We start from the raw sequence: 12,011 nt of genomic DNA, 5'->3' as shown, positions 1-12,011 counted from the left end.
ACATGTTATAACGTTGAACGGGCTCAATTTATAACGTCTTGTTTTTCGAGCCAGCCGCGTCTGGCGACTCCAATACCAAATTTGGCAAAATCTAGTTGTGAAATACTATGAGCATCTGTATTAATTGCGAATTTAGCGCCTTTTTCTTTTGCTTCTTGAAGATAGACATCAGCTAGATCTAGGCGTTCAGGAAAGGCATTTATTTCAAGCGCAGTTCCTGTATCTGCTGCTGCTTTGATAATAGCGGGGATATCTATTTTATACGCTTCTCTTTTCCCAAGTAAGCGGCCTGTAGGATGTGCAATAATATCAATATTTCTGTTTTCCATAGCTTTTATAATTCTGGCTGTATTAACACTTTCATTCTGAGAAAAACCAGTATGTATTGCGCCAATTACAACATCCAGGCTTTCCAATATATCATCGCTGAAATCAAGTTCTCCATTAATACGTATCTCCAGTTCAATACCTGATAATATTCTAAATTTCTTGTATTTATTATTCAACTTATCAATTTCTTTCTGTCTTTCTATAAGTTGCCCCTCATCTAATCCTCCTGCAACTTTCAGGCTTTTGGAATGGTCACATATTGCTATGTATTTATATTCTCTTTTTATTGCAGCTTCTACCATTTCTTCTATAGAATTTATTCCATCACTCCAGTTTGAGTGAATATGTAAATCCCCTCTTAAGTTACTAATTTCTATTAATTTTGGGAGTGTGCCCGAAAGTCCTGCCTCAATTTCTCCGCGATCCTCTCTTATTTCAGGACAGATATAAGGCATACCAATACTTTTAAAGACATCAATCTCCTCTCTTCCAGCGATTTTCTTCTCTTCTAGCAAAGCACGTTTAAAAACACCATATTCATTAATTTTAAGCCCCTTTTTAATACCTAATTCTCTTATTCTTATGTTGTGAGCCTTTGACCCTGTGAAATAATGAAGTGCTGCACCAAAGGAATCTGTTTCGACAACTCGTATATCTACCTGTCTTCCACCCTCAATTCTAACACTTGAACGCGTGCTTCCTTTTGCCAGTATTTGCTTAACCTGAGGCAATGTTGTAAAAGCATCCATTACTTGATCCGGCTTATCCGATGCGACCAGTATATCAATGTCTCCTATTGTCTCCCGCCGTCTGCGTAAGCTGCCTGCGATACTGATTTTATCTATAGCTCTTAGCTTTTTAAGCTGGCTAATTATCTCCTGCGCAATTATCTCTGCCTCATATATGGGAATTCTTTCCTTAGTCTCCCGTAAGATTTTAATTCCACGGATAATATTTTCTTCCTTTTTTTCTCCCATACCTGGAAACTTTGCCAGTCTATGATCTTTGGCTGCTTTCTCAAGTCCTTCAACACTTGTTATACCTAATTCTTTGTAGATAAAAGCAACTGTTTTAGGACCAACACTTGATATGTTCAAAATCTCCAGTAATCCAGAAGGCACACTTTTCTTAATTGTCTCATATTCTTTAAGTTTTCCTGTTTGTATAAGCTCTGATATTTTTCCAGCAATTCCCTCTCCAATGCCCGGTATGTTTGGCAGCTTGCCATTAGTACAGATATCTTTAATAGATTGAGATAGTTCTTCGATTACCTGCGCAGCTCTTCTATAAGCCCTTATCCTAAATGGATTTCCAGCCTTAATCTCCAGAATATCGGCTATAGAATGGAATATTTCGGCAATTTCTCTATTATTCATAGTTCTTTAACATGCAGACTAACGATTGCCTGTGCCCCAACAGCTTTTCCCTCTCCTATTGGTCCGAGTTGTTCATATGTTTTAGCTTTTATGCTTATTTTATCCTTTTTAGTATTTAAGGCTTTGGCAATGTTCAATTTCATACCATCAATATAAGGAGCCATCTTGGGCTTTTCTGTAAATATAATGGTATCAATATTGTTGATTTCCATGTTTTCCATTCGCAGAATAGGGTCCATTTCTTCAAGAAATTTAAGACTGGAGACGCCATCAAAAAGCGGGTCATCATCCGGAAAATGTTGTCCAATATCACCTCTATTTATTGCGCCAAGAATCCCATCGCATATAGCATGAACCAGAACATCTCCGTCAGAGTGGCCTTTTAGTCCAAATATAAAAGGAATCTTCACTCCACCTATAATAAGATCACGGTTTATAACTAATCTGTGTATATCATAACCTATTCCAACCAGCATTTGTAATTCCCTCCAAGTAATTTAAATTGTTTTTGGTCTGTAATTTTTATATTCCCCTCAGAGCCTTGAACTATCCTAACAGAATGATTTAATTGTTCCACTAATGAAGCATCGTCCGTTCCTGAAAACTTGTTTTTATTAGCTTTTTGGTATGCGGTTTTTATAAGACAGTATCTAAATACCTGAGGAGTTTGAACTCTCCATAAATTGGTTCTGTCAACAGTTCTTTCAATACAATTATCTTTAACCAGTTTTATTGTGTCAAACAAAGGAAGCCCTATTACAGCAGCACCATGCTTATTAGCAGTTTTTATTGATTTACTAATAAGCTCAGAAGTAATAAAGGGCCTTACTGCGTCATGAATTAGTATAATATCAGGCGTGTTTCTAATACTCATAAGTCCCCTGTAAACTGATTCCTGTCTTGTTTTGCCTCCACAGACAATTCTTGAAACTTTTTTGATATTGTATTTTTGAATCAGTAAACGCGACTTTTCTATGTATTTTTTATCTGAAATAAGGATGATTTCATTTATGCATTTCGCCTTATCAAGTATGTTCAGTGTATGAATGAGAACAGGTTTGGTATCTAAGACAAGATATTGTTTTGGAAGGGCAGTTTTCATCCTTGCCCCAGACCCGGCATTAGGGACTAGTGCACATACTCTCATTATTTTGCCCGCGCAATATCCTTAATCTTCATTAGCCTGACAATGTTTGCAAGCTCAAGTTCGCTGAGCTTCATTGTAATGTAGGTTATTGTTTCTTCTAGATTTGGTATTAAGATATATTCTAGTGCATTGACTCTTCTTCTGGTTTTCTTTATCTCATCTGCTACCAGATGTATGAGCTTTTCTATTTCTGCTAGTTTCAACATTTCAGGAAGAAGCGCATCCAGCATGCTTAACGTAGTGTCCAGATCTGGAGAGGAATCTTTAAATCCATAGGAAAAAGGATTCCCTTGTTTGCTTATTTCAATGTGTGGTGTTTTTATATTGAGAACTGTTAGTTTTGATGAAAGAAATTCTGGTACCTTCTGAGGGTATTTTATTGCAGAGTATAATGATTCTTTATTTGTCCGGGAACATACTCCCAAATACAGATTAAAGATTTTTTTAAGTTCCTCGTCAACTTTCTTACGAAGCTCTTTGTTATGATCCAGAAATATCATGAATCTGCGCATAAGTTCATCCTGTTTGTCCTTAAGCAGCTTATGCCCACGTCTTGCAAGTGCAAGTCTTCGCCTAAGATTTAGCACCTCCATTCGCGTTGGATTTACCTGAAGTCTCATCGTTTCAAATCCTTCTTATCGTTCTAATGTAGGAATTGTAGTTTCGCTTCATCTCTTTAATACTATCTCCGCCAAATTTTTCGCACATAGCATTTGCAATTTCAAAGGCTACGACTGCTTCTCCTACAACGCTTGCAGCATGAACTGCGCAAACATCAGAACGTTCTACTTTTGCTTTAACAGTTTTTTTTGTAATTATATCTACTGAGTTAAGAGCCTTTTTAAGGGTTGGAATTGGTTTCATTGCTCCGCGAATGACTATGTCCTCTCCGTTTGAAATGCCTCCTTCAATTCCACCGGCATTATTAGTCCTTCGTTCAAAATTGTAGTCATATATTATTTCATCATGAACCTTTGAACCTGGTTTTCTTGATGCAGCGAATCCAAGACCTATTTCAACACCCTTTATTCCTTGAATGCTCATCAAACATTGAGCCAGTCTTCCATCCAGTTTTCTGTCCCAATGCACATGAGATCCTAATCCTACAGGAACATACTTTACTGTTATTTCAAATATACCTCCCAGACTATCGCCGTTTTTTCGTGCTTGGTCTATTTTCTCTCTCATTAGTTTTTCATTTTTTTCCACACCGCCAATTTCGCATACACGACTTATAATCTCTATACCAAATTTATTAAGTAGCTTTTTAGTAATTGTGCCAACTGCAACTCTAGCTGCTGTTTCGCGAGCACTTGAACGCTCAAGGATATTCCTTATGTCCAGTTGATTATATTTCATAATTCCAGCAAGATCAGCATGTCCTGGTCTGGGACTTGTTATAGGGGGTTCATTTTTCCAGTTCTTCCAATCCTTATTCCCTATGATCATTGTAATCGGCGAGCCAAGTGTTAATCCCATGCGCAGTCCAGAGGTTATTTGAACAGTATCGTGCTCAATCTGCATCCTTTCACCTCTGCCATATCCGGATTGTCTTCTTGCAAGTTTTCTGTTTATCTCTGCCTTATTTATCCTCAATCCAGCTGGCATGCCTTCAAGGATAGCTGTAAGACTTGGCCCATGTGATTCACCTGCTGTAAGATAACGCAACATATATACCTCCTAAACTTCTATTTTTTCTCTGCTTCCTGGCTTTACTAAAGAAATTTTCCCCTGTTTACATATTAAACAATTGTCAGAATTATAATTTTCAAGACTTAACTTAGCAAGGCTCTTAAATTCTGTGGGAAAGTTAATTTTTTTCTCACTTCTGTCAATTATTGCACCAATACCAACAATACAGCCTTTGAAACTTTCTACAGTTGCGATAACTTCCATAGTCGAGCGGCCTGTAGTGATGATATCTTCAATAATAAGTACACGTTCTTTTTTTTTAATTCCAAAGCCTCTCCGAAGAATCATCTTTCCACCTTTTCTTTCACAGAATATAGCTCTAGTACCTAAAGCTCTGGCAACTTCCTGTGCAATGAGAATTCCTCCAATTGCAGGAGATACAACTACATCGCATTGTATATGTTGGAAAAGCTCTGCAATAGCTTTTCCAAGTTTAGTCCCACACTCTGGATACTGGAGAACCTTAGCGCATTGAATATATTGACTGCTATGAAGACCTGAAGAGAGCAGAAAATGGCCTTCAAGAAGAGCATTGCGCTTTCTAAAGAGATCCAGGACTTCATGTTGTTTCATTTTTGTAATATGCTTTCTAAAAGCTCATTTACCTTATTATTAATATCTTGAGAATTTTTTAGGTCTCTTTGTGCGATTAATAAAGAATGCAGGGATTTTGTCCTCTTATGTTCTAACATCTTGTTAACAATTTTCACAGCTCTGCCCTTTCCTGTGCCGCTTCCGTATGTATAAAACACTACAACCTTTTTCCCATCAAGCCCATAGCATTTATCCAGATAGGTATTTAATGCTGGTGCTGGACTGAAGGCCCAGACAGGTGAACCAAACCATATCATGTCATACATGCTCAGGTCAAAATTAACATCACCAATATTCACCCTTTTCCTTTGCAGGGCTGTCATGCCCTGTCCAGCAAATGTCTTTGCTCCGTCAACTGGTTCTAATCTTACTAAATCAACTTCAAAGTTCTTGTGTTTTAATTCTTGCGAGATCATTTGAGCTAATTGGTGTGTATTCCCAGTTAATGAAAAATAGATTATACATGCTCGCATTTTCTTCTCCAATTCCATTTTTAAGAATTTGTTTAATCTTCTCTTAAAACGCGGATGAATTTTTTTGAATTCTACTCCTGTTAGATACATATTCTTCTCTGTTTTTTTGACTTGCTTAACCTCTGATAATGCATAAAAAGAGCGGGTTTCCTCTTTTGCTCCAAAGTCTTGTGGGAATTCTAGTTCAAGTTCCAATCCACTCTTTACAGGATAGAGAATATCTGTTTTAAAACATAGTCCAGTTTCACTAATATCTACAACATTACTATCACAAAGATCCATTTTATATTCATGCTTGGCGCAGATTTTTAAAGATACATCAACTCTTGCATGTTTCCGTTTCAATATTTCTCTGGACTCTAAATTAGTCATATATCTACTAAAATCTGAAATCTTAAATCCGAATACTCGAAGCAAATTCAAAATCCAAGTTTTTAGAATTCTAAACATCATCTTCATCTATTCTTTGCTCATTAATTTCTTTTATGAGCATTTCCATTGTATGCTTAGGGCTGGAAGCTTTAGTAATAGACCTTCCAATTACTATTAAATCAGCACCTCTATTAATGGCTTGCGCAGGAAAAGCTATTCGTTTTTGATCGTCTTTATCTGAGTCTCGAAATCTTATGCCTGGTGTAACAATCAGAAAGTCTTCTCCACACGTTTGTCTAATATATTTTATTTCTTCTGAAGATGCGACAGCACCATCTAAACCTGCCATCTTCGTCATTTTTGCAAGATGTGAAACATGTTCTTTTATAGAAGCACTTATATGTAGATCATTTTTTAGAATTTCCTCGTCTATGCTGGTGAGAACTGTAACACCTAAAAGAATGGTTTGGGAGCGCGCTGCTTCATATGCAGAACGCATCATCTCTATTCCACCGGATGCATGCACTGTCAGCATAAAAACACCCTTTTTAACTGCATTACCGACTGCTAGTGAGACTGTGTTAGGTATATCATGAAACTTTAAGTCTAAAAATACTTTACATCCCCTCTCATGAATGAAATCTATAATACCAGGTCCCTGGCTTGTGAATAACTGGCTTCCTACTTTAAAAACAGATACATAATCCTTAAGCTCTTGTATGAGTATTTCTGCTTGTTTCAGGTTATCTATATCCAGTGCTACAATTACTGGAGATTTTAAGGAGTTTAATTCTTTTTTAGCTGTCATATGACCTTAAATTTTATCACAACAATTCTTACTGTACAACTTCAAATCTCTGGAGAATATATTTTTCTAGTTTCAACGCCCCCAATCCACAAAGTATTCCAACAACTGCACCTGCTAAAACATCAAATGGATAATGTACGCCAACATAAACCCTGGATATACCCACAACTAATGCAATAGAAAAGAAATAAAATCTGAAACTCCTGTATTTGTTTGACAATATAGTTGCTAATGCAAATATATTAGCAGCATGGGATGAGGGAAATGAGTATGTGGTTGAAGTTGGGACAAGGGTACGAACATCAAGAAACACATTGCATGGACGTGTTCTTGCAAAAAGAAATTTCAGAGGATAGCTATTAAAAAGATCTATAAGTATGATTGATACAACAAGCACTATTCCTGTTATTCTCCCCTTTTTCCCGCCAAATATCATCAAGCATAGCCATGCAGCTAAAAGAGGAATTTCCCAATATCCTATGTCTGTTATAATTGGCATTATTATGTCGAGGAACTTGTTCTCTAAACCATGATTTACAGAATAGAACAGAGCAGTATCTATATTTGTGAAGAACCTACACATTTATATAGTTCTCATTTTAAGAGGGAAAGATGCCGTCGTAAATTCTTATAGTCTCCCCCTGATTCTTCTTTTACACCAGTATCAAACATGCCTGTTACTTCTTCATACTCTTGATCTGATAGGTTAAAGTCAAATGCTTTTATGCCTTCTTTCATCTGGTTAAGAGAGCTAACTCCTACGATCGGGCAGGTCACCGCAGGAGATTTACGCACCCATGATATAGCCAACTGAGCAGGTATTATGCCATGATCCTTGGCAAATTGAAAGAATCTCAAAATTCCATTCTTGTATCTTTTGAGCCATGTTGAAATTCGCCAGTCATTATATCCTCGTGAATCATCAGGGATAGGTTGTTCAGGTTTATATTTTCCCGTTAATAGTCCAATTGCCAGAGGCCTGTAAGTAGTTATTGCTATGTTTTCTGCTATTGCCTGCGGGAGCACTTCAACCTCAATTCCTCTCTCAATCAGATTATAACAAACCTGATGATTGATGAATGTTTTCCATCCTCTCAGTTTAGCAATGCAGTTAGAGTATGCAAAAAGCCATGCTGGATAATTAGAACAGCCTATAAAGCGCGTTTTTCCGCTTTTAGTAACCTCATTAAGCGCCTCCATGATTTCATCAGGATTCATTCCTTCCTTTGGCCAGTGAATTAGATACAGGTCAACATAATCTGTTTGAAGCCTCTTGAGACTCTCATCTATGCTTGTAAGAATGCTTTTACTATCTATGTCTTTGTGAACTTTTGTGGTTATAAAGAGTTTCTTTCTCCTGTTTTTCATTATACGTCCAAGTATTTTTTCTGTCTCTCCTTCACCATACATTGCAGCAGTATCAATAAAATTAACTCCATTATCCAGAGCAAATGATAATATTATGTCTGATTCTTTTTCATCGCACCTTCTACCGAACATCATTGTTCCAAGACACATCTCGGAAACCTGTTCCTCTGTGCTTCCAAGCTTAACCAGTTTCATGCACACATCTCCTTATTACCCAGCCTACTTTAGTCTATGAAGTTTAACTTCTGGTTTATGATTTGTCAAACTAATGAATTAACGGCTGCCAAAATAGTAATTTCTACTACTGGCTAACGCATGGGGATTTTCTTTCTGTGGTTTTTCCGCGTCCGCTGGAGCGCTTTGTTCGCACTTGCTATCCTTTGAATTCATTGATTCCAGATGCATCGTCAACCACTATTGGGGTGTTGAACTCAAGTCGCACAACTAGAGTTTCACCGGACAGCATGTTTCTAGGGAGTCCCTTTATAGTAAGAATGCGGGTTTCTGCGAAATAAACCGGGAGTAGATCTGTGCTGGTACGAAGTTGCTGCCCAGTATTCAGCAGTACGGCGCGAAAAGGTTCCTGCGAAATCGGTGCCAGGGTGATGGCTTCGGCTTTGACTGGTGCGATGATGTGTACGTACAACGTGTTCTCTCGTCGTGTAAGCAAGACACTTTTATTGTTTGTCAACTTCGGGGCCGGCTCCGTATCAAAAAAGGACTCATGCGTCTTCTTATACCAGTCTCCAATCTCCGAAAGTATCCGAGTAGCTTGGTCAGGAATAGCTCCGTTTGCGTCTGGTCCGACATTAAGCAGGTAGTGTCCGCCCATCGCCATGGTTCTATCAATGCTGCTGATTAAGAATTCAGATGAATAATAGTCCTCGTCTATGCGGTAACCCCAGCTCTGCGTACCGACGGAGTTACAAGCTTCTGTTGGCCGAGAAAAGCGAACTGCTTGACCCGTCTTCTCTTTGTTATATTCGCGCTCCGGTGTGCCGAAGTCTCCTTCATCGAATCCACGATCGTTGATGACGATATTCGGTTGAATATCACGTAGCATGTTGTTGACTGATGGATCGCGATGTTTTGGAACATTGATGTCCCAGAAGAAATGCCGGATTTCCCCGTAATTCGTGCACAATTCTCGTACTTGGCGAGTCAGATACTCCATGTATTTGTCCCAGTCTGGCTTGTCTCCCAATTGAGGCTCAGGGAGTTCATGATGTCGCCCCTGATTCGGGTAATTTGGATGGTGCCAATCCACAACCGAGTAGTATATTCCAAGGGGGAAGTTGCGGCGATGACAGGCGTTGGCCAACATCTCCATGACATCCTGCCCATACGGTGAGTTCATGACATTAAAATCTGTTAGCTTGGTATCCCAGAGACAGAAGCCGTCATGGTGCTTAGCTGTCAAACAAACGTATTCCATCCCAACAGATTCGGCGAGATCTAGGATGCGCTCAGCATTGAACTCGGTAGGATTAAACCGTTCTATCAGCTTCCCGTATTCTGTGCGCGAGATGCATCGTCTCATTTGGTCCTGCTCGTGCCACCCCTCAATAGAATACAGGCCAAAATGCAGGAAAAGCCCCAGCCTTCTTGTTGAGAACCATTTCTTTACAGATCCTTCGTTATTCATGAGTTAAGTCTCCTATTATCCTGTGCGAACAATTAATATATGAAATCCATATTTCATCGTAAAATTATCTAAAATATACCAAAATTTTTAAGAAAAATCTAGTTTTTGACGCATATTTATTTAATGTGTTATCATACCAAATAGAGTGATAACATAAAGAAGGTGTTATGAAAGCAGTTGCTTTGATATCCGGTGGGCTTGACAGTGCTCTAGGTGCAAAGGTAGTAATGGAGCAGGGTGTTGAGGTATATGGTTTTACTGTTGTTCATGTTTTTTCGGAATCAATAAAAACTGTAGCATCTTCTTATGCAGAAAGAAGCGCTGATGAATTAGGAATAATATTGTATTCTCATAAAGCGTCTCGGGATTTTCTGAATATAGTTAAACATCCTAGATATGGTTATGGCAAGAATATGAATCCATGTTTAGACTGTAGAATCTATATGCTAATAAAAGCCGGGCAATATATGAAGAAGATAGGAGCTTCTTTCCTGATTACAGGAGAGGTTCTTGGAGAAAGACCAATGTCCCAGCGCAGGGATGCTATGAATATTGTAGACAGGGATTCGGGTTTAAAGGGGTTGATACTTCGTCCTTTATCTGCAAAGCTGCTTTCTCCTACTATACCCGAAATAAAAGGATGGATAAGTAGAGATAGGTTGCTTGATATTCAAGGTCGATCAAGAAAACCCCAGTTTATGCTGGCAAACCAGTATGGAATTCGGGAATTTTCAGCCCCGGCTGGTGGATGTTTGCTTACAGAGCCAAATTTTTCAAAACGTATGAAAGATTTAATAAAATTCAAACCGGATTTTATGTTAAAAGATGTTGAATTATTAAAAATCGGCCGTCATTTTAGACTTCCATCAGGCACAAAAGTTATAATTGGAAGAAATGAGCAGGAAAACAATAAATTGCTCAAGCTTGCTGGGGATAAGATGATACATCTTGAACCTCAAAACGTGCCTGGACCAGTGGTTCTGGTTGAGTCTAATATAAATGACGAGGATATCAGAACAGCAGCTTTATTATGCTCAATGTACTGTAAGAAAACAGCTGTATGGAAGCATATTAATGTGTTCAAAAAGGGTCATCAGCAAACAATTCGACTTGGACAGGAAGAACATGTTTCTGATAAGGATATTAAAGAATGGAGAGTGTAAAATTCCTTTATTATCTGGAATCTAGTTTGCTAGGGATGTTTCTCTTGAGAATCATATAAACACAGGATGTCAATACAAGTGCTGAGCCAATAAGCATATACGCTGAAACTTTTTCATTGAACAATAGTATTCCTAATGGAATATTGAATACAGGAACTAACATACTGAGAAGAGAACCAGTTGATACAGAGAGATCTTTATAGCCATATGTCATAAGAAGTTGACCAATTGCAGCAGTAATACCAATTCCAAGAAGCAAGATTCCTCCAGAGATACCAACTGAACATGGTATCAGATTAGCGGGGATAACAACCAACCAGAAACCTATTATACACTGCGCCATGAAGATGGCATAGGAAGAATCTGTATCATGTAACTTCTTTACATACACCACAGCAATACCACTTGTAATAGCTCCCCCAATAGCCAGGATATCAAATATGCCGAAACTAGAGAAAGTACCTTGTCCCCCCGTTACAATTAGAAATATTCCTAGAAAACATATCCCTATCATTCCCCAGCTTACAAGAGAGATTCTCTCCTTTAGAAATACAGCGCTAATTGCTGTTGCAAATATTGGATAGGAATAGTTGATAACTGTACCTTTGGCCATGCCTATCTTTCTTATTGATAAGAAAAACAGAAAAACAGCTATGCCTCCAAATAATCCTCTTGCAAAAAGCATCTTACTGTTTACAAATTCCAGCTTAATCTTGCGAAATAGAGCTGCTGTAGCGAGTAGTGTAAAACCAATAGCAAAACGAAAAAGTCCAGTCTTAAATGAATCAATGTTTGAAGCATATCTAATTAATCCACTCATTATGGAGAAAGCAATACATGATGCTACCATGAGAAGCACCCCTTTCAGATATTTTTCACTGCGCATAGAATAGCCCCTATTTTTATGCGGAGGCTGAGAAACATAGGTAACACTCGTGGTATGATAGAAGACATCCAAACATTGCGAGCTAGCGAGCAATGTTTGGAGCAAGAATCTACCATATCGGAGGAGTTGCCAAATGAGAAAGACAGCTAGTTTTTAC

General features: G+C 38.2%; 13 protein-coding genes. 1 reads left to right on the top strand and 12 read right to left on the bottom strand.

What is annotated here, in order from left to right; genetic code table 11:
- Nucleotides 1-23: 23 nt before the first annotated feature.
- From polX to Q7J67_07305, 11 genes are all read right to left on the bottom strand, one after another.
- The gene (gene polX / locus Q7J67_07355) at nt 24-1,706 is read right to left on the bottom strand and encodes a DNA polymerase/3'-5' exonuclease PolX (GenBank protein MDO9465095.1); all 1,683 of its coding nucleotides are present in this window, start codon (nt 1,704-1,706) and stop codon (nt 24-26) included.
- Nucleotides 1,703-2,182 (bottom strand): 2-C-methyl-D-erythritol 2,4-cyclodiphosphate synthase, encoded by a 480-nt coding sequence (gene ispF / locus Q7J67_07350; protein ID MDO9465094.1) that lies wholly within the window; start codon nt 2,180-2,182, stop codon nt 1,703-1,705. Before ispF ends, polX begins: the two co-directional genes overlap by 4 nt.
- Complete coding sequence (ispD, locus tag Q7J67_07345) at nt 2,167-2,853, bottom strand: 2-C-methyl-D-erythritol 4-phosphate cytidylyltransferase (GenBank protein MDO9465093.1); 687 nt, start codon at nt 2,851-2,853, stop codon at nt 2,167-2,169. Before ispD ends, ispF begins: the two co-directional genes overlap by 16 nt.
- Entirely contained in the window at nt 2,853-3,473 is a 621-nt protein-coding gene (locus Q7J67_07340) for a V-type ATP synthase subunit D (protein MDO9465092.1), read from the bottom strand. Before Q7J67_07340 ends, ispD begins: the two co-directional genes overlap by 1 nt.
- Nucleotides 3,474-3,477: 4 nt before the next feature.
- On the bottom strand, nt 3,478-4,524 hold the full coding sequence (locus Q7J67_07335; GenBank protein MDO9465091.1) for a chorismate synthase: 1,047 nt from the start codon (nt 4,522-4,524) through the stop codon (nt 3,478-3,480).
- Nucleotides 4,525-4,533: 9 nt separating this feature from the next.
- On the bottom strand, nt 4,534-5,118 hold the full coding sequence (gene pyrE, locus Q7J67_07330) for an orotate phosphoribosyltransferase (protein ID MDO9465090.1): 585 nt from the start codon (nt 5,116-5,118) through the stop codon (nt 4,534-4,536).
- Entirely contained in the window at nt 5,115-6,035 is a 921-nt protein-coding gene (locus tag Q7J67_07325; protein ID MDO9465089.1) for a flavodoxin, read from the bottom strand. Before Q7J67_07325 ends, pyrE begins: the two co-directional genes overlap by 4 nt.
- A gap of 19 nt (nt 6,036-6,054) precedes the next feature.
- Entirely contained in the window at nt 6,055-6,792 is a 738-nt protein-coding gene (gene pyrF, locus Q7J67_07320; GenBank protein ID MDO9465088.1) for an orotidine-5'-phosphate decarboxylase, read from the bottom strand.
- Between the two features lie 28 nt (nt 6,793-6,820).
- The gene (locus tag Q7J67_07315; protein ID MDO9465087.1) at nt 6,821-7,375 is read right to left on the bottom strand and encodes a phosphatase PAP2 family protein; all 555 of its coding nucleotides are present in this window, start codon (nt 7,373-7,375) and stop codon (nt 6,821-6,823) included.
- 11 nt (nt 7,376-7,386) lie between these two features.
- Nucleotides 7,387-8,355: an aldo/keto reductase gene (locus tag Q7J67_07310; GenBank protein ID MDO9465086.1), complete on the bottom strand. Its 969-nt coding sequence runs from the start codon at nt 8,353-8,355 to the stop codon at nt 7,387-7,389.
- Between the two features lie 178 nt (nt 8,356-8,533).
- Nucleotides 8,534-9,805 carry an alpha-L-fucosidase gene (locus Q7J67_07305; GenBank protein MDO9465085.1) on the bottom strand — a complete coding sequence of 424 codons (1,272 nt, stop codon included), beginning with the start codon at nt 9,803-9,805 and terminating at the stop codon, nt 8,534-8,536.
- Nucleotides 9,806-9,972: 167 nt separating this feature from the next.
- Here Q7J67_07305 and Q7J67_07300 point away from each other — a divergent pair, with 167 nt between their 5' ends.
- Nucleotides 9,973-10,968 carry a tRNA 4-thiouridine(8) synthase ThiI gene (locus tag Q7J67_07300; protein ID MDO9465084.1) on the top strand — a complete coding sequence of 332 codons (996 nt, stop codon included), beginning with the start codon at nt 9,973-9,975 and terminating at the stop codon, nt 10,966-10,968.
- Between the two features lie 10 nt (nt 10,969-10,978).
- Here Q7J67_07300 and Q7J67_07295 read toward each other — a convergent pair whose 3' ends face one another.
- On the bottom strand, nt 10,979-11,854 hold the full coding sequence (locus Q7J67_07295) for a DMT family transporter (GenBank protein MDO9465083.1): 876 nt from the start codon (nt 11,852-11,854) through the stop codon (nt 10,979-10,981).
- Nucleotides 11,855-12,011: the final 157 nt, after the last annotated feature.

The sequence above is a fragment of the bacterium genome (assembly GCA_030652805.1).
Lineage (GTDB): Bacteria > JAHJDO01 > JAHJDO01 > JAHJDO01 > JAHJDO01 > JAHJDO01.
The sequence above is the reverse complement of the archived record's forward strand: the minus strand, read 5'-3'. Positions and strand labels throughout refer to the sequence as shown.